At 41.8% G+C, this 21,470-nt stretch carries 25 protein-coding genes; 12 read left to right on the top strand and 13 right to left on the bottom strand.

Annotation, left to right across the window (positions count from 1 at the left end; all coding sequences use genetic code 11):
- Window positions 1-110 (top strand): IS3 family transposase (locus tag ACEYJ7_RS08225; protein WP_373777694.1); only part of this gene is annotated, 110 nt, incomplete at its 5' end.
- Window positions 111-146: 36 nt separating this feature from the next.
- Here ACEYJ7_RS08225 and pdxH read toward each other — a convergent pair.
- The 6 genes from pdxH to fkpA form a co-directional block, all read right to left on the bottom strand.
- Window positions 147-776, bottom strand: a complete 630-nt coding sequence (gene pdxH, locus ACEYJ7_RS08220) for a pyridoxamine 5'-phosphate oxidase (RefSeq protein WP_373778587.1) — start codon at window positions 774-776, stop codon at window positions 147-149.
- Between the two features lie 13 nt (window positions 777-789).
- Window positions 790-1,053 (bottom strand): sulfurtransferase complex subunit TusB, encoded by a 264-nt coding sequence (gene tusB / locus ACEYJ7_RS08215; RefSeq protein WP_373778586.1) that lies wholly within the window; start codon window positions 1,051-1,053, stop codon window positions 790-792.
- Between the two features lie 8 nt (window positions 1,054-1,061).
- Window positions 1,062-1,433: a sulfurtransferase complex subunit TusC gene (gene tusC, locus ACEYJ7_RS08210; protein WP_373778585.1), complete on the bottom strand. Its 372-nt coding sequence runs from the start codon at window positions 1,431-1,433 to the stop codon at window positions 1,062-1,064.
- Window position 1,434: 1 nt separating this feature from the next.
- The gene (gene tusD / locus ACEYJ7_RS08205; protein ID WP_373778584.1) at window positions 1,435-1,788 is read right to left on the bottom strand and encodes a sulfurtransferase complex subunit TusD; all 354 of its coding nucleotides are present in this window, start codon (window positions 1,786-1,788) and stop codon (window positions 1,435-1,437) included.
- The gene (locus ACEYJ7_RS08200; RefSeq protein WP_373778583.1) at window positions 1,788-2,444 is read right to left on the bottom strand and encodes a transcriptional regulator; all 657 of its coding nucleotides are present in this window, start codon (window positions 2,442-2,444) and stop codon (window positions 1,788-1,790) included. Before ACEYJ7_RS08200 ends, tusD begins: the two co-directional genes overlap by 1 nt.
- 95 nt (window positions 2,445-2,539) lie before the next feature.
- Window positions 2,540-3,259, bottom strand: coding sequence for an FKBP-type peptidyl-prolyl cis-trans isomerase (gene fkpA, locus ACEYJ7_RS08195; RefSeq protein WP_373778582.1), 720 nt, complete (start codon window positions 3,257-3,259; stop codon window positions 2,540-2,542).
- A 95-nt stretch (window positions 3,260-3,354) separates the two neighbouring features.
- Here fkpA and ACEYJ7_RS08190 point away from each other — a divergent pair, with 95 nt between their 5' ends.
- The 10 genes from ACEYJ7_RS08190 to hxpB all read left to right on the top strand — a co-directional run bounded on the left by ACEYJ7_RS08190 (window position 3,355) and on the right by hxpB (window position 13,207).
- Window positions 3,355-3,579 (top strand): SlyX family protein, encoded by a 225-nt coding sequence (locus ACEYJ7_RS08190; RefSeq protein ID WP_373778581.1) that lies wholly within the window; start codon window positions 3,355-3,357, stop codon window positions 3,577-3,579.
- 87 nt (window positions 3,580-3,666) lie between these two features.
- Complete coding sequence (gene mtnN, locus ACEYJ7_RS08185; protein ID WP_373778580.1) at window positions 3,667-4,359, top strand: 5'-methylthioadenosine/S-adenosylhomocysteine nucleosidase; 693 nt, start codon at window positions 3,667-3,669, stop codon at window positions 4,357-4,359.
- Window positions 4,360-4,491: 132 nt separating this feature from the next.
- Window positions 4,492-5,826, top strand: coding sequence for a 30S ribosomal protein S12 methylthiotransferase RimO (rimO, locus tag ACEYJ7_RS08180; RefSeq protein ID WP_373778579.1), 1,335 nt, complete (start codon window positions 4,492-4,494; stop codon window positions 5,824-5,826).
- 23 nt (window positions 5,827-5,849) lie between these two features.
- Complete coding sequence (locus tag ACEYJ7_RS08175; RefSeq protein ID WP_373778578.1) at window positions 5,850-7,817, top strand: adhesin; 1,968 nt, start codon at window positions 5,850-5,852, stop codon at window positions 7,815-7,817.
- Between the two features lie 167 nt (window positions 7,818-7,984).
- Window positions 7,985-8,188 carry a YMGG-like glycine zipper-containing protein gene (locus ACEYJ7_RS08170; RefSeq protein ID WP_373778577.1) on the top strand — a complete coding sequence of 68 codons (204 nt, stop codon included), beginning with the start codon at window positions 7,985-7,987 and terminating at the stop codon, window positions 8,186-8,188.
- Window positions 8,189-8,306: 118 nt separating this feature from the next.
- Window positions 8,307-8,423 (top strand): lipoprotein, encoded by a 117-nt coding sequence (locus ACEYJ7_RS08165; protein ID WP_373778576.1) that lies wholly within the window; start codon window positions 8,307-8,309, stop codon window positions 8,421-8,423.
- 93 nt (window positions 8,424-8,516) lie between these two features.
- Complete coding sequence (lysA, locus tag ACEYJ7_RS08160) at window positions 8,517-9,767, top strand: diaminopimelate decarboxylase (protein ID WP_373778575.1); 1,251 nt, start codon at window positions 8,517-8,519, stop codon at window positions 9,765-9,767.
- Window positions 9,768-9,928: 161 nt separating this feature from the next.
- Window positions 9,929-12,205, top strand: a complete 2,277-nt coding sequence (gene gshAB, locus ACEYJ7_RS08155; RefSeq protein WP_373778574.1) for a bifunctional glutamate--cysteine ligase GshA/glutathione synthetase GshB — start codon at window positions 9,929-9,931, stop codon at window positions 12,203-12,205.
- 111 nt (window positions 12,206-12,316) lie between these two features.
- Window positions 12,317-12,478, top strand: a complete 162-nt coding sequence (locus tag ACEYJ7_RS08150; protein ID WP_373778573.1) for a hypothetical protein — start codon at window positions 12,317-12,319, stop codon at window positions 12,476-12,478.
- Window positions 12,479-12,553: 75 nt separating this feature from the next.
- A complete protein-coding gene (gene hxpB, locus ACEYJ7_RS08145) occupies window positions 12,554-13,207 on the top strand; it encodes a hexitol phosphatase HxpB (protein WP_373778572.1) in 654 nt (217 codons plus the stop codon).
- A 309-nt stretch (window positions 13,208-13,516) separates the two neighbouring features.
- Here hxpB and ttdB read toward each other — a convergent pair whose 3' ends face one another.
- Genes ttdB through ACEYJ7_RS08130 form a run of 3 tightly spaced genes read right to left on the bottom strand, consistent with a single transcriptional unit; the run spans window position 13,517 to window position 16,477 of the window.
- Complete coding sequence (ttdB, locus tag ACEYJ7_RS08140; protein WP_373778571.1) at window positions 13,517-14,131, bottom strand: L(+)-tartrate dehydratase subunit beta; 615 nt, start codon at window positions 14,129-14,131, stop codon at window positions 13,517-13,519.
- The gene (gene ttdA / locus ACEYJ7_RS08135; RefSeq protein WP_373778570.1) at window positions 14,128-15,030 is read right to left on the bottom strand and encodes a L(+)-tartrate dehydratase subunit alpha; all 903 of its coding nucleotides are present in this window, start codon (window positions 15,028-15,030) and stop codon (window positions 14,128-14,130) included. The genes ttdB and ttdA overlap by 4 nt, the downstream gene beginning before the upstream one ends.
- A gap of 43 nt (window positions 15,031-15,073) precedes the next feature.
- A complete protein-coding gene (locus ACEYJ7_RS08130; RefSeq protein WP_373778569.1) occupies window positions 15,074-16,477 on the bottom strand; it encodes an anion permease in 1,404 nt (467 codons plus the stop codon).
- Between the two features lie 129 nt (window positions 16,478-16,606).
- On the opposite strand from ACEYJ7_RS08130, the gene ACEYJ7_RS08125 reads away from it, so the two are divergent.
- Window positions 16,607-17,536, top strand: a complete 930-nt coding sequence (locus ACEYJ7_RS08125) for a LysR family transcriptional regulator (RefSeq protein WP_373778568.1) — start codon at window positions 16,607-16,609, stop codon at window positions 17,534-17,536.
- Between the two features lie 114 nt (window positions 17,537-17,650).
- Here ACEYJ7_RS08125 and araD read toward each other — a convergent pair whose 3' ends face one another.
- The 4 genes from araD to ulaG all read right to left on the bottom strand — a co-directional run bounded on the left by araD (window position 17,651) and on the right by ulaG (window position 21,246).
- Window positions 17,651-18,367: an L-ribulose-5-phosphate 4-epimerase gene (gene araD, locus ACEYJ7_RS08120; protein WP_005820881.1), complete on the bottom strand. Its 717-nt coding sequence runs from the start codon at window positions 18,365-18,367 to the stop codon at window positions 17,651-17,653.
- Complete coding sequence (locus ACEYJ7_RS08115) at window positions 18,364-19,224, bottom strand: L-ribulose-5-phosphate 3-epimerase (RefSeq protein ID WP_373778567.1); 861 nt, start codon at window positions 19,222-19,224, stop codon at window positions 18,364-18,366. The genes araD and ACEYJ7_RS08115 overlap by 4 nt, the downstream gene beginning before the upstream one ends.
- A 53-nt stretch (window positions 19,225-19,277) precedes the next feature.
- Window positions 19,278-20,024, bottom strand: a complete 747-nt coding sequence (ulaR, locus tag ACEYJ7_RS08110; RefSeq protein WP_373778566.1) for an HTH-type transcriptional regulator UlaR — start codon at window positions 20,022-20,024, stop codon at window positions 19,278-19,280.
- A gap of 130 nt (window positions 20,025-20,154) precedes the next feature.
- Entirely contained in the window at window positions 20,155-21,246 is a 1,092-nt protein-coding gene (gene ulaG, locus ACEYJ7_RS08105) for an L-ascorbate 6-phosphate lactonase (RefSeq protein ID WP_373778565.1), read from the bottom strand.
- Window positions 21,247-21,470: the final 224 nt, after the last annotated feature.

Raw genomic sequence — 21,470 nt, 5'->3', positions numbered from 1 at the left:
TACAGGCAGAAATTGAAGAATATTTGGTGTATTACAACCAAAAACGAATTAAACCCGACTTAAAAGGATTGAGCCCGGCACAATACCGAGCTCAATATTTACGTGAATAACCTGTCCAACTTTTGGGGGGCAGATCATGTTTGTGATTAAGGCGCTAGCCTTGCTTTAATCCAATTGCCTTCGATTAATTGATAACAAATTCGGTCGTGTAATCGGCTGGGCCTGCCTTGCCAAAATTCGATATAGTCTGGAATGACGATATAGCCGCCCCAGTGAGGTGGCCTTGGTACGGAGATAGGATGCACCAAGGCAAATTTTGCTGCTCGTGTGAGTAGCTCTTGCTTACCTGATATCACTTTGCTCTGCTCGCTTGCCCAAGCTCCAATGCGGCTGGTGTAAGGACGGGATTGAAAATAGCTGTCGGATTCTTCCGGAGGAACTTTTTCTACTTTACCTTCCGCTCGCACTTGCCTTTCAAGTTCTGGCCAAAAAAATGTCAATGCAACATAAGGGCTATGCTCGATATTTTGTCCTTTTCTACTCAAATAATTAGTAAAAAATACAAAACCTTGATCTTTCAATTCTTTTAGCAGAACCATTCTGCTTGAGGGTTTGCCATTAAGAACCGTGGCGACATTCATTGCAGTAGGTTCATTGACTTTAGATTTTATCGCTTCATCAAGCCACTGTTTGAACTGGATGAATGGATTTTCGGCACATTGTGATTTGGATAGTGCCTGCTTACTATAATCTTCACGGATGTGGTGTAAATCCATGTTAATTCCTTATTTAGAGCGCAAGTTGGGGGAAATATTGTTCGCTGAGTGCGACAAATTCGGTCAGGGAAATGGTGTTGAGAGAAGTGGAAAGTCCACGGGCGGCTAGGTCATTTTTAAGTACGAACGTATTAAAATTTGCAAATAATTCGGGATTTTTGACCGCTTGTAGAACGCCGTCTTGCCATAAAACAATCGCATCTTGTGGCTTGATCTGTTCCAAAATAGCATGGAGATCTGCTGTGTCGTAATGTGATTTTGCAAAAGTATAAAGCATAGGATTCCTCAGAAGGTCAACACTTTTTCCGAATAGCTTAACACGGAAAATATCGTTTGTCGGGGAACAATTCGCATATCGGATAAGATCCACGTTGCGTCGTTTAATAGGCGCTGTGCGATCGATTGTTGGCAAACAAAACATTCGTTGAGATCATAGAGTTCAAGCAATTTGAAGGCGGAGACATGATCTTTCTGTAAGATAATTTGCGGATCTTGATTCGCGAGCAAATTAAATACGCCATCATTTAAAAAACAGATGGCGATCTCATCTTCCTGACAAAAAGCGCTGGCTGCGAGCAGGGCATCCAAGCCTTCTCGGCTGGTTGAAGAGCCAAAAGGCGGTTGAGTAAATAGGATAGCAAGTTTATATTTTTTCATCTTAAAACGTCAGCAGGCGATCTGCACTAAAAAGGGCTTGGCTGAATTCACCCAGTCCGGCTAATACGAAGCCTTCAGCTACATTTTCTGTCACGATACCACGTCGTTGTGCGGCTGAAATACAGAGATGTAGTGACAAGCGGTGAGTTTCCGCTAATGTTTTCCAAAATTCGACTAAATTAACTTCATCACTTGCCGGATCAACCCATTTGTTGGCGTTACTGACGCCGTCTTGAAAGAAAAAAATCTGTTTGATGCTATGTCCGGCGCGGAGTAGTTCTTCGGCAACTTGATAGGCTAAAAAAGCCCCCTGTGAGCCATAGACACCTTGTTTTATTGCCAGTACGTATTGCACTATTCACCGTCCTGCTTGATTTGGCGAATGTAGAGATAAACCGTATGGCGTGAAATATCGAGCCTTTCCGCAACTTGGTTAATGGCATCTTTAATATCGAAAATTCCTTTTTCGAACAATGAAGTGACAATATGGCGGTTTTTATTGTTATTCGACACATTGCGATCATTGCTGACTTCTTCAATGGTGTTTTCGATGGTTTGAGCCACAAGATCTTCTACCGAACTGGCAAAATTGACATTGTTATCGCTTTCTTTAGGTGCAATAAAACTGTTTAAGAACTGTGAGACCGGTACATCAAGGTTAATATTGATGCAAATTAAGCCAATTACGTGTTGTTTGCCGTTGCGGATTGCAATGGTGATCGATTTCATCAATATCCCGCCTTTCGCACGGGTAAAATAGGGTTTAGATACGCTGTCCGTTTGCATATGGTGTAGAGACCATAAGGCGCGATCGGTAATCGGTGATCCGATTTTACGGTCGGTATTATGTCCGTTTACGATATAAATTGCGGAGTGTTCAAGGAATTCGAGGGAGTGAAGCACAATTTCACAATGCTCGCCGAGCAGCGCTGCGATACCGTCAACAACGGGGAAATAGGAAGCAAGAATTGCGTGATCTTCATCAGAAAGCGGATTGAATTTTGATGTCATTTGATTACCCAAAAAACTGACGGAAAGCCGTTGATACAAGCGGTAGGATTTGTCCTCTTTTTTGCAAAAACAGCTTTCCGTGATGTCAAAATCAATTATTTTTTAGCAGGGCTGAAATCTAATAATTCAATTTCAAATACTAACGTAGAATTTGCCGGAATTTTACCCGCTTGGCGATCGCCGTAACCTAACTTAGGCGGTACAACGATTTCCATTTTTCCACCTTTTTTCAGCATTGGAATCGCTTCAACCCAAGCCGGGATTAATTGGCTTAATTGGAATTCGATAGGTTCACCACGGTCGTAAGAGCTGTCGAAAACCGTGCCGTCCGGTAATGTACCTTTATAGTGGACTTTTACAGTGTCTTCGGCTTTTGGTGAATCGCCTTCTCCGGCTTTTTCGATTTTATACAGTAAGCCCGAGGAGGTTTTTTTCACTCCGGATTTTTTTTCATATTCCACACGATATTTATCACCGGCTTCGATAGTTGATTTACTCCTTTCTGCAAGAATTTTATCTTCTTGCTCTTGTAGATAGGTATCTAACGCTTTAAGTTGTTTCTGCAAATCTTCATCGGTTAATTTGCCGCTTTTTTTCAATGTGTCCTGAACACCGGCAAGAATGCGATCTTGGTTATAGGAGAAAATATCTTTTTGAGATTCGATTACGCCTTCAATATTTTTCCCCATTAATACACCAACCGCGTAGGAAGAGTCGTCCACGAATTTCGTGTCCGCTTTTTCGGCTAAAGCAACTTGTGTTGCAAATACGCCGCTTGCGAGAATTGCCAATGTTGAACGTGTAAATTTTTGCATAGGATTTCCTTTTAATAAGTTTAATTAGTTATTGTTAAAACAAAGGTGGATAGGGTAAAGTGTATTTCTTTATAACACAACTGATTTATTCCAAAATGCAGCGAAATTTCGAAAAAATAATGGCTTATTTGACCGAGTTGGAAACCAAAGTCTCTTTTCAAGATCAGGTGATCGAAGAACTCAATCAAGCGTTAATTCAACAGCAATTTGCTTTGGATAAGCTACAAAACCAAGTTCGCCAATTGGCTGAGAAGTTGAAAGGCGCACAAATTAGTCAAATTGCCAGTCAAGCCGAAGAAACCCCGCCACCGCACTATTAGGCAATGGCTTTGGTTATTTGTTCAGGATTTTATTCTCAGAACAAAAGATTGGAAAAGAAATAACATAAAAAAACAGAGGAGAGAAAGATGAAATTAGGTATTGTCGGCGCAATGGAACAAGAAATTCAAATCTTGTTAAGCTATATGGTTGAAACAAAATTAACCGAAATTGCCGACTGTAAAATCTACCAAGGGAAGATTAATAATACTGAAGTCGCGTTACTTCAATCGGGTATCGGTAAAACCGCAGCGGCGATTGGTACGACATTATTATTGCAATTAATGAAGCCTGATATGGTGATTAACACCGGCTCAGCCGGTGGTTTGGATCCGAATTTAAATGTGGGCGATCTTGTGATTTCTACCGAAGTACGTCATCACGATGTAGATGTGACAGCTTTTGGCTATGCAAAAGGGCAATTACCGGGTAATCCTTCAGCATTTACTGCAGATGCGCATTTAATTGATATTGCGATGAAAGAATCCCAAAAAGCCGGCTTAAATGCCGTACTGGGTTTGGTTTGTAGCGGTGATCTATTTGTAAACGGCAGCGAAGTCATTGCCCGCATTCGCCATGATTTTCCGCAGGTGTCTGCGGTGGAAATGGAAGCGGCATCGATTGCTCAAGTATGCCATGCCTTTAAAGTACCTTTTGTTGTGGTACGAGCGATCTCGGATGTCGCCGATAAAGAATCGCATCTTTCATTTGATGAATTTTTACCATTAGCGGCGGAAAAATCATCTTTAATCGTATTAGCGATGCTAAATAGTTTAGATTAAGCTTGGGTTTATTGTAAATCTTACAGAAAAACACGACTTTTTTTGCTGAGTTTTGTACAATAACTGTCCATTAAGTGCCTATGATTCCATAGGCATATTTTTTTGTTTATTACCTGTTTTATTGAGAATTTTATGAGTGTTACGCCAAATATTGGCTTTATCAGCTTAGGCTGCCCGAAAAATTTAGTTGATTCGGAACGAATTTTAACCGAGCTTCGTTCGGATGGTTATAACATTATTTCCAGCTACGAAGGTGCGGATTTAGTTATTGTGAATACTTGTGGTTTTATTGATAGTGCTGTGCAAGAGTCGTTAGAGTCCATCGGTGAAGCGTTGGAAGCAAACGGCAAAGTAATTGTGACAGGTTGTTTGGGGGCGAAGGAAAATCAGATCCGCGAAGTCCACCCGAAAGTGTTAGAAATTACCGGACCGCATAGCTACGAAGCGGTAATGAAACATGTACATAAATATGTTCCGAAGCCAGAATATAACCCTTATGTCAGTCTTGTTCCAAAACAAGGCGTAAAGTTAACGCCAAAACACTATGCTTATTTGAAAATATCCGAAGGCTGTGATCACCGCTGTACATTCTGTATTATCCCGTCAATGCGCGGTGATTTAGACAGTCGCTCTATCGTGCAGGTGTTGGATGAAGCCAAACGTCTTGTTGATGCCGGTGTAAAAGAAATTTTAGTCGTATCGCAGGATACTTCAGCTTATGCGATGGATAAGAAAAAAGAGGCGAGTTCAAAAACCGTTTTCTGGAACGGTATGCCAATCAAAAACGATTTGATCACCTTGTGTGAACAACTTGGTTCATTAGGTGTTTGGGTGCGTTTGCATTATGTTTATCCGTATCCGCATGTGGACAATTTAATTCCATTGATGGCTCAAGGTAAAATTCTGCCGTATTTGGACATCCCGTTACAGCATGCCAGCCCGAAAATTTTAAAAGCAATGAAACGTCCGGGATCGATTGAACGTACGTTGGAACGTATCAAAAAATGGCGTGAAATTTGCCCGAACTTAACTCTACGTTCAACTTTTATTGTCGGCTTCCCCGGCGAGACAGAAGAAGATTTCCAATTATTATTGGATTTTTTGAAAGAGGCGCAGTTAGATCGTGTCGGTTGCTTTAAATTCAGCCCTGTTGATGGTGCGGTTGCTACGGATATGGCAGACCAAGTGCCGGAAGAAGTGAAAGAAGAACGTTTCCATCGTTTTATGCAGTTACAACAACAGATTTCTGCAGATCGATTACAACAGAAAATCGGTAAAACCATAGAGGTTATTATCGATGAAATTGATGATGAAGGTATTATCGGTCGTTCTATGGCAGATGCACCGGAAATTGACGGTATGGTTTATATCGACAATCTTTCAAATAATGAAGTGAAAGTCGGAGAAATTATTCCGGTCACAATTACTCACGCAGACGAATATGATCTGTGGGGAACTTACGCGTAAAAAATAATAAAAAGGAAGACATTATGTCAGAAAAAAAACAACCTAGCGTGTCTCGCTTCGAACAGGATGTTGAAGCCAAAAATTACGAATCAGCTTGTGTTGAATTGTTGAGTATCTTAGGACACATTGATAGTAATTTCGGCGGTATCCAAGGTATTGAAATCAATATTCCGGAACAGCTTGTTAATTTGGAAAAAGAGAAAACAGTTTATTTTTGTACTCGTATGGCTGTTGCAATCTCTAATTTATTTAGTGATCCTAATTTTATCGTTTCCGATAGCGGAGCAATACGCTTTTTAGGTTTTCAACGCTGGATTTTAATGATCTTTGCCAGCTCACCTTATGTGAATGCAGATCATGTGTTACACACTTACAATAAAAATCCGAATAAAGACGATTTAAATGAAGTGCAAATTGATAATAATAAAAATGCACTAATAAAGTTTAGTATTCTTTATTTACCGGAATCTAATGTATCGTTGAGTTTGGATACGTTATGGAATGTAGATCCGTTACTTTGTTCTTCGCTCTGTTTCGCTTTACAATCTCCGCGTTTTATCGGAACGCGGGCAGCATTTGGCAAGCGTTCGGCGATTTTACAGTGGTTTCCTGAAAAATTAGCACAATTAGAGAATCTGAATAATATTCCAAGCAGTATTTCGCACGATGTGTATATGCATTGTAGTTATGATATTGCAGAAAATAAACACGATGTAAAACGCTCATTGAACCAAGTAATACGTCGTCACTTGCTAAGTGAAAACTGGCAGGATAGAACAATTACCCATATTGGTTACCGAAGCGGTAAACCGGTGATGATGGTGTTATTGGAACACTTTAACTCTTCTCATTCTATTTACCGCACTCATTCAACTTCCATGATTGCCGCACGAGAGCATTTTTATTTAATCGGTGTCGGTAATGACACCATTGATCAGGCGGGAAGAGATGTATTTGACGAATTCCATTTATTAGAAGATACGACTATCTTACAACGTCTTGGCTTTATTAAAGAGATTTGCGAAAAAAATGGTGTAGCGGTGCTTTATATGCCAAGTATCGGCATGGATCTCACCCCGATTTTTACCAGCAATGTACGTATGGCTCCGATTCAGGCGATTGCTTTAGGTCATCCTGCGACAACGCATTCGGATTTTATCGAATATGTCATTGTAGAAGATGATTATGTCGGTTCGGAAAAATGTTTTAGCGAAACTTTATTACGTTTACCAAAAGACGCGCTGCCTTATGTACCGTCATCATTAGCACCACAAAATGTGGAATATCGAATGCGTGACAATCCGGAAGTCGTCAATATTGGTATTGCTTCAACCACCATGAAGCTTAACCCCTATTTTATGGAAGCATTAAAAGCAATTCGCGATCGTGCCAAAGTTAAAGTGCATTTCCATTTCGCTTTAGGTCAATCCAGTGGCGTGACTCATCCGTATGTCGAGCGTTTTATTAAGAGCTATTTAGGTGAGCATGCGACAGCGCATCCGCATTCACCTTATCAGCAATATCTATCTGTTTTACATAACTGCGATATGATGGTGAATCCGTTCCCATTCGGTAACACCAACGGTATTATTGATATGGTGACGCTGGGTTTAGTTGGCGTTTGTAAAACCGGACCGGAAGTACACGAACATATTGATGAAGGTTTGTTTAAACGTTTAGGCTTGCCGAAATGGTTAATTGCAAATACGGTGGATGAATATGTTGAATGCGCAATCCGTTTGGCGGAGAACCACCAAGAACGTTTGGAATTACGCCGTCATATCATAGAGAATAACGGGTTAAACACCTTATTCAGCGGTGATGCTAGACCGATGGGGCGTATTTTCTTAACTAAACTGAAAGAATGGGCGGATCAGCACAATATCGAATTAGATTTACTACCGGATTCGCTTGAAGTTATTCAAGCGGAGAAATCAGCTTTAAAAACGCCAAAGTCAACAAAGAAAAAATCTAAATCATCTAAACAATAGATATAAATTATGCCATCCATAAAGCGCTGAATAGAATTCGCGCTTTATTGCGTAAAAATAATACAATTGAATAAATGTTCAGAACTTTTAGGTAATTCTAACGTCTTAGGATTTGCGTAGGTTGTCCTTTTAATTTACGTATCGGAAAACAATAATTGAGGTTTAATATGAAAGCAATTGTGAAAACATTTACCGTATTATCGTTAGTTGTGGCGTTATCAGCGTGCCATGGGTTAAGTCGGACCCAAAAGAACACTGCTATCGGTGCAGCTGTCGGCGGTGTTGCTGGAAATATTATTGGTGGTTCAACCGGTGCAACGCTTGGTGGTGCTGCACTGGGCGGGTTAGTTGGAAGCCAAATCGGCAAATAACATAACCCAAAACAATGAAGGCCGTTTGAACTTTAGTTCAAACGGCTTTTTCTTTATCCGAAGGCGTGCATTGAACCGTTTTCTTCGGTACAATCCACATATTTTTGGGGAGATGTCCATGAAAAAATTACTTTTTATATTTGTTTTGGCAAGTTTCGGTTTAACCGCTTGCGGAGTTAAAGGACCGCTTTATTTTCCGGAGCAAACACCGCCACAAACAGAGACAGAGCAATAAATTACAAGCGGTCGTTTTGAGCCAAAAATTTACCAAAATCGGCTCGTTTTTTGGTGGGTTTGGTGATTGACGCAAACACAATTAGGAAAATAGATGGATTATTTTAATTATAAAAATCAGCAACTTTTTGCCGAAGATGTTGCAGTGAGTGATATTGCCCGACAGTTCGGTACCCCGGTTTATATTTACTCGCGAGCAACACTAGAACGTCATTGGTATGCTTTTGATCGCGCTTTGGGAAACCACCCGCATTTAATCTGCTTTGCAATTAAATCTAACTCGAATATTGCATTATTAAACGTAATGGCGCGTTTAGGCTCCGGTTTTGATATTGTTTCTCAAGGTGAATTAGAACGCGTATTAGCTGCCGGCGGTGATTCAAGTAAAGTGGTTTTTTCCGGTGTGGCAAAATCCCATACGGAAATTAGCCGGGCATTAGAAGTGGGGATTCGTTGTTTTAATGTGGAATCGATTTCCGAATTAAAACGAATCAACGATGTGGCGGGACAATTGGGCAAAATTGCACCCATCTCCTTGCGCGTTAATCCGGATGTAGATGCGAAAACCCATCCCTATATTTCTACTGGTTTGAAAGAGAACAAATTTGGTGTGAGTGTGAAGGAAGCGCGTGAAGTTTACCGTTTGGCAAACACTCTTCCGCATATCCGAATTATCGGTATGGATTGCCATATCGGCTCGCAATTAACCGAATTACAACCGTTTTTAGACGCAACCGATCGTTTAATCGTGTTAATAGAGCAGTTAAAACAAGACGGTATCGAGTTGCACCATTTAGATTTGGGTGGTGGTTTGGGCGTGCCTTATACGGATGAAATTCCGCCGCACCCAAGCGATTATGCAGCGGCATTATTGGCAAAATTGAAAGATTATCCGAATTTGGAAATTATTTTAGAGCCGGGGCGGGCAATTACCGCTAATGCGGGTATTTTAGTAACCAAAGTGGAATATATTAAACAGAACGAAGACCGCAATTTTGTCATTGTGGACACAGGTATGAACGATATGATTCGCCCAGCGTTGTATCAAGCCTATATGCGAATCATCGAAGTCGATCAAACATTAAACCGAGAACGTCATGTTTATGATGTGGTTGGTCCGATTTGCGAGACTTCCGATTTTCTGGGTAAACAACGTGAGTTGGCGGTAGCGGAAGGGGATTTGATTGCAGTACGTTCTGCCGGAGCCTACGGTTCAACGATGTCATCTACCTATAATTCACGTCCACAGGCAGCGGAAGTGATGGTAGACGGTGACATTGCTCACTTGGTTAAAGCACGAGCCGAATTTGCCGATTTATGGCGCTTGGAAAAGATATTACCGTAAGTTTTTTATATATTGACTCGGGGCGCAATCATTTTGCGCCCTTATCTTTTCTGTTTTGATATAACCAAAAAGACTATTATTAATCAAATAAGCGCGATCTTTAGCTGAAAAATATGCTATGGTTCTCGCCATTTCATTTAATCGACTTATCGGGAGATATCATGAAACTCCAACATCTTATCCGCCAATATCATTTGGCATTGCTGTTCCAACAAGGTACGTTCGGTATTGAAAAAGAGAGTCAACGTGTTGATGAAAAAGGCAATATTGTCACAACACCCCATCCCAAAAATTTCGGTAGCCGTTCTTATCATCCGTATATTCAAACGGATTTTGCGGAAAGCCAGTTAGAGCTCATTACTCCGCCGAATAAAAAACTTGGTGATACCTACCGCTGGCTGTCTGCGATTCACGAAGTTGTGTTGCGTTCGATTCCGGAAAATGAATTTCTGTTTCCAATGAGTATGCCGGCAGGCTTACCTCCAGAGGATAAAATCAAAGTGGCACAACTTGATGATCCGGCGGATGTGGCTTATCGTGAGCATTTAGTGGAATCTTACGGAGCCAATAAACAAATGGTGAGCGGTATCCACTATAACTTCCAACTTTCCGAAGAATTAGTAAATACGCTGTTTCAGCTACAAAAAGCGTATCCGAATCATGTTGAGTTTCGGAATGCACTTTATCTGAAAATGGCGAAAAACTTTCTGCGTTATCAATGGATTCTGCTTTATTTATTGAGTGCAACGCCTACCGTGGATGCCGCTTATTTCAAAGGCAGTGCTTCGCCATTAAAAGAAGGGCAGTTTGTGCGTAGTTTGCGTTCCAGCAAATATGGTTATGTGAACGCACCGGAAATCGTAGTTTCTTATGACAGCGTAGAACAATATATTGAAACCCTTGAATATTGGGTGAATAGCGGTAAATTGATTGCTGAAAAAGAGTTCTATTCCAATGTGCGTTTGCGCGGGGCGAAAAAAGCACGTGATTTCTTAAATACCGGCATTCGTTATTTAGAATTCAGACTTTTTGACCTCAATCCGTTTGAAGCTTGCGGTATCAGTTTGGAAGATACTGAATTTATTCACCACTTTATTTTATTAATGATTTGGTTGGATGAAACCGCAGATCAAGCCGGTATTGAATTAGGTAAAGTCCGTTTAGCGGAAGTGGCGTTGGAAGATCCGCTCTCGCAGACAACATACCGTTCGGAAGGTGAAGCCGTTTTACATCTGCTAATTGAAATGTTACGTGAGATCGGCGCAGATGAAAGTGCAATCGGTACCGTTCAACGCAAATTGACGCAATTTGCCGATCCGAAACAGACGCTGTGCGGACGTTTGGTTCAAGCCATTGTGGCGGAAGGCGGCTATCAAGCGTTAGGTGCAAAATTAGCCACGCTCTACAAAAAACAGGCGTTTGACCGTTTTTATGCCATTTCTGCTTTTGATAATATGGAACTTTCCACTCAAGCTTTGCTTTTTGATTTAATTCAACAAGGCATTGAAGTTGAACTGTTGGATGAGAACGATCAATTTCTTGCGTTAAAACACGGCGACCATCTCGAATATGTTAAAAACGGCAATATGACCAGCCACGATCAATATATTTCTCCACTGATTATGGAAAATAAAGTGGTGACCAAAAAAGTTTTGGCAAAATCCGGATTCAACGTGCCGAAAAGTGTCGAGTTCACGAGTGTGGCGGAGGCTGTCGCCCATTATAGTTTGTTTGAAGGTAAAGCGGTGGTGATTAAACCGAAATCAACCAACTACGGCTTGGGTATTACCATTTTCCAGCAAGGGGCAAGTAACCGAGATGACTTTGCTAAAGCGATTGAAATTGCTTTCCGTGAAGATAAAGAGGTGATGGTTGAAGACTATTTAGTCGGTACCGAATACCGTTTCTTCGTGTTAGGTGATGAAACTTTGGCGGTATTGCTACGCGTGCCTGCGAATGTTACCGGAGACGGAATCCATACGGTACGTGAATTGGTCGACACTAAAAACAGCGATCCATTGCGTGGTGACGGCAGTCGTAGCCCGCTTAAGAAGATTGCGTTGGGGGACATCGAACGGTTACAGTTAAAAGAGCAAGGTTTAACACTGGATTCCGTCCCTGCCGAAGGACAATGGGTGCAGTTGCGTGCTAATTCCAATATCAGTACCGGCGGCGATTCTATCGATATGACCGATGAAATGCATCCTAGCTATAAGCAAATTGCCGTCGGTATTGCGCACGCCATGGGGGCGAAAGTCTGCGGTGTTGATCTGATTATTCCTGACTTACACAAAGCGGCGGAGCCGAGTTTAAGTTCTTGGGGGGTAATCGAAGCGAATTTTAATCCAATGATGATGATGCACATCTTCCCGTATCAAGGAAAATCGCGCCGTTTAACCAAAAATGTGATTAAGATGTTATTCCCTGAATTAGCCTAATTCTGACTACAAGCGGTCGGAAACAGCCGAAAATTTGCAAAATGGCGTTGCTTAAGATTTTCTTCATTTCTGTTTGGTGTAATCGCCTCATCAAACAGATTGAGGAAAATAATGATGACAAAAATCACCTTAAAACACGTACTGTTCTCTATTTCGCTCGGCTTAGTGCTGAGTTATGTTGCCGCCTTACCCGCTATTTTGGCGCTCCAAGCACAACCCGACAGCGTAGAGATAAGCCATACCGATAATAAACCCGCCGTTAATCAATTCTAACGCTTTTGCTGTTTTGTTTTGATGGGGAAGCTTGTATCATAAGCCTTAAAAACCACGGATAACAAAGGAGAAACGATGAAAAAAGCATTTATTTTCGATATGGACGGGTTGTTAATAAATTCGGAACCTTATTGGCGACAAGCGGGGGTGGAAGTATTAAATCGACATGGCGTTCCAGTAACCTTAGCGGACATGTTCCGCTTGACGGGAATGCCCTCTTCGGCGGTTGTGGCGTCGGCGTGCGAGTATTATCAGTGTAATCATATCAACCAAACTCAAGTGGTCGGCGAGTTACTTGAACGCGCGATAGGTCTGATTCTTGAACAAAAACCGTTAATGACGGGCGTAAAAGAAACCTTGGAGCTTCTTTCAACGAATCAGATCAAAATGGCGATCGCTTCCGCTTCCCCGCGTAAGATGTTGGAAGATATCGTAGAAAGTTGCAATATCGCCCACTACTTCTCTTATATTTCTTCCGCCGCTGAATTGGAATACAACAAACCTCATCCGCAAGTCTATTTGCACGCAATGCAAAAATTAGGTCTAAGCCCGAATGAGTGCGTTGGTTTGGAAGATTCCAAAGTAGGAATGGTGGCGGTGAAAGCCGCATCCATGGCGTGCATTGTGGTGCCGAGCCGCGAGCAGTGGCGCGAACCTTGTTGGGATTTGGCGGATGCAAAATTAAATAGTTTGCTGAATATTGATGAGGGTTTGTTGAAACGGATTTAACCCCTGATTCTTTATCTTTTGACAAGCGGCCGGTTTCAGCCTGAAATTTGCAAAAAATGAGCTGAAACTGGCCGCTTGTTCTATATTTGAAATTAAACCGCTCGATTGTACACAAAAAGGGCAGCGATCATAAACATAAAGTTTCACGGGCTCTTCCTTATTTCATTAGGGTCACTGTGTGCTAATGATATGAATTATGTGCAGGTGAAATCAGGGCTTACGCCGTATCACAAACAAAAAATCGGATTTTGGTGCCGCAGAGAATAAATGACCCCGTAAGTCATTTGCCTATGGGGTCAATATAATAGGTTATTTGATAAAATCGACATGCTTGCAGATTTCTTCAATCGCAGCGTCTTTTCGCTTATTAAACTCGATTTTATTTTCTTCAAAGATATTGCGACCGTGCGTATCAATCGAGACAATGAGCGGACCGAATTCTTTTACTTTACACACCCAAAGGGTTTCCGGCATACCAAGATCTTTCCATTGGGCATCAACGATTTCTTCCACACATTCCGCTGCAAGCACGGCACAACCGGCAGGGAAAACACAATGCAGCGCCTTATAATCGCGGCAGCCTTCCATAGTACCGTTTCCCATGCCGCCTTTGCCCACGACTAGTTTTACACCGGTTTGGCGGATAAATTCTTTTTCAAACTTTTCCATGCGCATACTGGTTGTCGGACCGACAGAGATCATTTCATATTTGTCGTCACCGAGTGCGCGAATAATCGGACCAGCGTGTAAAATTGCGCCGTCTTTAATATCCACCGGCAACGGACGTTTTTCATTGATCAAACGGCGGTGTGCCACATCGCGGCAAGTAACGATATAACCGTTTAGATAAATGATGTCACCAATATTAATATCTTCTAAATCTTCGGCTTTGATCGGCGTAGTCAGAATTTTTTTCTCGCTCATAGTGACGCTCCTGAATGTGAAGTAATGGTGTAATTAAGTTCTTTATCAAAAATAATATGGCCTTTACGATGTGACCAACAGCCGACATTGACGCTGACACCAATCACCGATGGGTGACGTGCAGTATTTTCGATATTGACTCCCATAACGGACATTTTGCCTTTTAGCCCTTGTGGACCAAGACCGATACTATTAATGCCATCTTCCAGAAGTTGTTCCATATAAGCGGCTTTTTCATTCGTATTGCGTTCACCTAACGGACGAAATAACGCTTTTTTCGATTGTACCGCTGCAGTTTCTACCGATGTCGCAATTCCTACACCGACTAATAACGGTGGGCAGGCATTTAAACCGTAGCTGGTCATGACATCTAATACGAACTTCGTGACACCTTCATAACCTTCACCGGGCATTAATACTTTGGCCTGTCCGGGCAATGAACAACCGCCGCCTGCCATATAGGTGTCCAGCTCTAGCTGATCGCTGTTCGGTACAATTTCCCAAAATACGGAAGGTGTGCCTTTACCTACGTTTTTACCCGTGTTGTATTCATCAAAGGTTTCCACGCTGTTGTGACGTAGCGGTGCTTCTTTGGTGGCTTGTACCACAGCGTCTTTCAACAAAGCTTCAAGTTCACCGATATAAGGGAAGTTGGCTCCGCATTTGACAAAAAACTGAATGACTCCCGTGTCCTGACAGCTTGGTCGATTAAGTTTTGCTGCTAAATCCTGATTACGAAACATGGCTCCGTAGATGATTTTCGGTAACTGTTCTTGTTCCTTTTCTCGCAGCTCTTTTAACTTAGCCATGACATCATCGGGTAATACTTTGCCGGTATAGCCGACGAATTTTGCGATCGTATCGGTTAAATAACGAACGCCTTCTTCTTTCGTCATCATAAATTACTCCTCGTTGAAATAAATATTGGAAAATGGTTTCAGATCACCAAAGACCTAAAAGTTTCCACCACATAGAACCTATTCCTATCCAAATAATGAAGTTAATCACTGAACAGAAAAATCCGATATTCCACCAATCTTGTTGTTTGATATAACCTGCGCCGTAGTAAATAGGCGCCGCACCGGTGGCATAATGAGTCAGTCCCGCCATTAAATTTGACAAGGCGGCTAAGCCGAAGGCAGCTAAAAAGACAGGTGCTCCGGCACTGATTACGACCGCCAGAAAGGCTGCGTACATAGCAGTCACATGAGCGGACAAACTGGCAAAAACATAGTGGCTGTACATATAAATCAGGAATAATACGGCGAGTGTTATGAACCAGTTTGGACTATTCATAACGTTACTTGCGGTAGTAGCGAACCAAGGAATAAAACCGACTTTATTTAAAGCACCGGCTAAACCGACGATTCCACCCATCCATATCATGCCGTCCCAAGCCCCTTTTTCTTCGATAATTTCATCCCAGACCAAAACCCCGCTAATCAGCATGACACTCACACCAAGCAAAGCCACCACGGTTGCATTAATATCCGTGTATTGAGAGGTAGACCATAATAGTAATGCGCCGACAAAAACTCCGGTAATCACCCATTCATCACGGCTCATTTTGCCCATGTTGGCTAATTCTTGTTTCGCTACTTTTTGCGCCTCACGGGTATCTTTAATTTCAGGCGGATAAAATTTGTAGATAAAGAAAGGGATAATCAGCATAGATAGCAGCCCCGGAACAATCGCGGCTAAGGCCCATGTTCCCCAGCTTATTGTGATATGAGCTACATCTTGTGCGAATGCAACAATTAATAAATTCGGTGCGCAAGCAGTAACAAACATGGCGGCGATAGGTGCATCAGCTTGAAAGGACGTGGCAAGGATATAGGAACCGATTTTGCGCGGAGATTGTTTCGGTTCCGAACCGAAGGCTGAGGCAAGGCTACGTACAATCGGATACATAATCCCTCCGCTACGGGCAGTATTGGAAGGTGTTGCTGGGCTGATAATAAAATCGCTGATAACTAAGGTATAACCCAGTTTTAGCGCACTGCTGCCGAACCATTCGATTAATTTAAATGAAATTCGTCGTCCCAATCCTGTTTTTATAAAACCTTTGGCAAACAAAAATGCTGATACAATCAGCCAAATAATTGCATTACTGAAGCCAGCTAGAGCTTCGCTTGGTTTAATGACGTTGCTTAATGAAGCAAATGTAATACTGATTAAGGCAATGGCGCCTAGCGGTAACGGTTGTAAAATAAAGCCGAGAATCGTTGCACTAAAAATAGCGAATAAATGCCAAGCCTGCTCGCTTAAGCCATGTGGAACCGGACTGAACCAAATTCCCAACATTACGGCAATTACAGCAATTCCACGTATGCGTTTACTGTTCATACCCCACACTCCAACTCAATAAGAAATTTCAGAAGAAAAGGCTTACTTTTCTTATGGACTATAGTAGTTATTTTATCTAGAATAAGTCCAATACGATTTTTTATATAATAGTTATAAGTAAATACCTATATGGAGTTTCGACAGTTCAAATATGTCTTGAAAGTGGCGGAAGAGAGAAATTTTTCCGTCGCAGCTAAGAAATTATTTATTTCTCAACCTTCTTTGAGCCAATTTATTCAAAAGGTAGAAGAGCAGGTCGGCGCCCCATTATTCGACCGCTCCGTCTCGCCTTTAAAACTGACTTATATCGGGCGGTTGTATGTTGAAAATGCAAAGGCAATTATGGATTTACAATATCAATTTGAACAACAAGTAGACGATGTCCTTAATACCAAACAAGGTAAAGTCATTGTGGGGAGTTCGCCTTTTCGTAGCGCTTATTTACTGGCAAGAATGTTGCCTGTTTTTTATCAGCAATATCCTAATATTGAAGTGAGTTTAAAGGAAGATAATACGCAGAATCTGGAGGATCTCGCATTGGCAGGAGAAACCGATATTTCTTTGTCTTTATTGCCGGTAAACGAACAACTATTCGACTATGAGTTCCTCTTTGAAGAAAAAATTCTGCTTGCGTTACCTCCGGATCATTTTGTTGCCAAGCAGCTACGGCTGAAAGCGGGAGATCACTCCTATACTCCGCAAATTTCTCTGGATATCTTAAAAGACACCCCATTTATTCAAATGAATAAAAATCACAAATTACATCAACTATTGAACAAATGCTGTGAACAGGCGGGTTTTAGCCCTAATGTGGTATTTCAGACAGGCAGTATGACTACCGCACAGGCTTTATCCGGAGCTGGAATAGGTGCAACGCTACTGCCTGAAACATTGGTGATGGCAGAACATTTCGAAAAAGAGCCTTGTTATTGCCAAATTGACAATCATCCTAGCCGAACCGTCGTTGTTGTTTATCGCAAGGGGCGTTATTTATCCAGAGCCGCTAAAGCCTTTATTGAAATGCTCAAACACGTTGCAAATAACGTTTCCGTTTCTTAATTTCTTTAAAACAGGTATTTTTTCACTTTCGGTCTAAGTATTGTCGTTATTGGTAGCTTACTGACCGCTTGTATCTATAAAAAACAGGGAGCTTTTGCTCCCTGTTCTGTTTTTTTACTGCCCGTAATACGCATTCTTACCGTGTTTGCGTAAGTAATGCTTATCGAGCAACTCTTGTTGCATTGATCCGATATTCGGGCGGATTTGATGGCTGACAAAATTCATATACGCCACTTCTTCTAATACCACAGAATTATGCACCGCATCGTGTCCGTCTTTCCCCCAAGTGAAAGGCCCGTGGGAGTGAACCAGTACACCCGGTACCATAGAAGGTTCAATGCCACGTTTACGGAATGTTTCAACAATCACTTTGCCGGTTTCGAGTTCATATTCGCCTGCAATTTCTTCAGGGGTCATGCGGCGTGTACAAGGCACGGAGCCGTAGAAGTAATCGCCTTGTGTGGTACCAAGCGCCAAAATATCTTCCCCTGCTTGCGCCCAAGCGGTTGCATGGCGAGAATGTGTATGCACAATCCCTCCAATTTCAGGGAATTGGCGATAAAGCTCTAAGTGAGTCGCGGTATCTGAAGAAGGTTTTTTGCTACCATACACACGATTGCCTTGTAGATCAACAATCACAATATCTTCAACGGTCATCGCATCATATTCCACGCCTGATGGCTTGATGGCGACTAACCCCGTTTCACGGTCGATTTCACTCACGTTACCCCAAGTAAAAGTGACTAATTTATACTTTGGTAAATCTAAGTTAGCCTTTAAAACACGTTCTCTTAATGCTTGTAATGCCGGCGTTAATTCGATTTGGTTCATAGTGCAAATCCCCCTTCTTTCATTTTTTGTTCAATCCAACGGCGAGCATTGATGATCTCAGCAATTGGCTCTTCCGCTTTTTCTGTCCACATTTCAATTAAAAACGCACCACGATAGTTCAATTCTGCAAGGGTTTTGAAGCAACTTACAAAATCCACACAACCATCGCCAAACGGTACATCACGGAATTGACCTTTGCAGGTTTCAGTGACTTTGTAGGTATCTTTTAAGTGAATAGCCGAGATTTTGTCGATACCGAGTTTAAGCTCTTCCGCAACATTGTCGTTCCACGCAGAGAGATTGCCTAAATCCGGGTAAACGGTAAACCACGGCGATTTGATGATCTCGTCCCATTTTTTCCAACGAGAAATCGAACTCATAAATTTGGTATCCATAATTTCAACCGCAATCGTCACTTGATTGCTTGCCGCTAATTCAACCGCCCACTCTAGCCCTTCTTGGAAACGTTGGATTGTGCCTTCGTCTTGCTCTTCGTAATAGACATCATAGCCGGCAAGTTGAATGGTGCGAATACCGAGATCGACCGCTAATTGAATTGCCTTTTCCATAATTTCGTAGGCTTTTTGGCGAGTAGCTTCATCACGGCTACCAAACGGGAAGCGGCGATGTCCTGATAAGCACATTGATGGAATCGTTACGCCGGTGTTGATAATCGCTTTGACCAGTTCGATACGCTCTTCTTTCGTCCAATCAAGACGTGCTAAACGCTCATCGGTTTCGTCCACAGAAATTTCGACAAAGTCAAAACCACAGCTTTTTACAATCGAAAGTCTGTCTTGCCAGCTGATATTTTTGGGCAAGGCTTTTTCATAGATACCTAATTTATGTTTTCTCACGGGTTGCTCCTATGTTAGTTAAATCCGCTTATCGGAAGGTAACCGGTACATTATCAGGCTAAGATAACGGTTAGCCCTTTTTGGCGTAGCTGTCGAATAATTTCAGGATCCGCTTCTTTACCGGTGATTAATATATCAATCTCTTTTAATTCGGTGAACAACATACCGACACGTTGCCCGAGCTTACTGCTATCGAGCAATGCGACATATTTCCCTGCTTTTGCCGACATCTGTTTCTCTGAATGAGCAATAATCATATCGGTTTTATATAATCCTTCTTCAGTAAACCCTCTGCCGCTGGTAAACATAATATTGGCGGCATAAGCCGGTTCATTCTGAGTGGCTAACGACAATGTTATTTGCTTATTCTTATTATATTGCCCGCCCATAATCACCACATCATCGTGACCATGTTCAATCAGGTAATTTGCAAGTGGTAGGAAATTGGTGATAATTTGCAAATTACGTCCGCAAAGGCTATTACCAAGCATCAACATGGTTGAACCACAAGTCAGCACGACGCTTTCTCCGTCTTGACATAATTTTCCGGCAGCTCGGGCAATCCGCTGCTTTTCATCCACGTTATTAATTTGATCTTTTTTATTTGCGGTAAAATCTACACTGATCGCTTCTGCGCCGTTGCGCACTTTTTTGAGTCGACCTTGTTGGTGCAGCTTACTGATATCGCGACGAGCCGTCGCCGGAGAGATATCTAACAAATCAATAATTTCTTGCGTTGATAATACTTTTTTGTCATCCAACACATTCAATAATTGCCTATGTCGATAATGTTCGTTCATTACTATTTTCCTTATTTTTAAACATAAATTTAAATCAATAATGAACTCTATCCCTCCTTTTTGATTATCGTTAAGTAAGAGGGGAAAGAAACAACAGAAGCCACGCTGAATCAGCGTGGCCGACTGTCAATTAAAGCATTGATTTAAATTGGATATTTGGTTCTTGCTCAAAGCAATCGTCAAATCCGCGCGGATGGTGATACTCAATCAGATCTTTATCTTGCGGATAAACATATTTGCCACCCACTTCCCAAATGAACGGATGGAATTTATATTGTAAACGATCTTTGCGCATACGCCATAATTCAATAATTTCTTGTGTGCTTGCCATAAAGTTTGTCCAGATATCATGATGAACCGGAATAATCACTTTTGCACGTAAACATTCTGCCATACGAAGCAGATCGATTGAAGTCATTTTATCTGCAATACCGACCGGATTTTCACCGTAGTTGTTTAATGCCACATCGATGTCAAATTGTTTACCGTGTTTGGCAAATTGAATAGAGAAGTGAGAGTCTGCACCGTGATAGATGTTACCGCCCGGGGTTTTGAACACGTAGTTTACCGCTTTGCGACCCATTTCTTCATCGGATGGGCAAAGTCCGGCTAATTCTCCGCCTTGCGCTTCCGCACCTTCGACCGGTAATGTCACTAAACAGGTCCGGTCGAACGAATCTAATGCGTGAATTTCAACGTCTTTTAATTTGACCACATCGCCCGGTTTGACAATGATAATACGCTCTTCCGGAACGCCCCATTTTTTCCAAAGTTCGGCACAGTGCCACGGACCGACGAATTTCACATGATCTAATTTCGGATTGTTGACAATTGCCGCCGCCACATTCACATCAATATGGTCACTGTGGTAGTGCGAAGCAAGGATGAAGTCCACTTCATTGATTGCAAACGGATCTAATACCATCGGTTGCGCGCGTAAGTTAGGTTGTAATTTACGTACACCTGCCATATTTGCCATTTGGTGGCCGCGCACCATATCTTTGACTTTCTTCGTGCTTTTACCGCGACCGCACCATAAGTCCATGCAGATGTTTGCACCTGCCGGAGTTTTAATCCATACGCCTACACAGCCTAACCACCACATGGCGAAGTTGCCTTCCGGCACCACTTCATTTTCGATTTCTTCATTTAACCATGTTCCCCACTCTGGGAATGTTGAAAGAATCCAACTTTCACGGGTAATTTCTTGAATTTTGCTCATTGTTGACTCCTGATTTGAGTAATGAAGGAAGAAAATAATCACAAATAATCATATATAATCACGCGCATTTATGAAAGTTTTTTTTTCATTTTTTGTGATCAACTTCTCTTTTTTTCTCTAAAAAGCGATAAAACCTCGATTTTTTAATGAGTTTTCTCATCGTCTACAACGACCTCTCTTTTTCCTCAACAAAAAACCAAGAAACTAAAATCAATAATTGCTCA

The organism is Glaesserella sp. (assembly GCF_041814905.1).
Taxonomy (GTDB): Bacteria; Pseudomonadota; Gammaproteobacteria; order Enterobacterales; family Pasteurellaceae; genus Glaesserella.
Note: the sequence above shows the minus strand (reverse complement) of the source record. Positions and strands in the feature narration are given on the sequence as shown.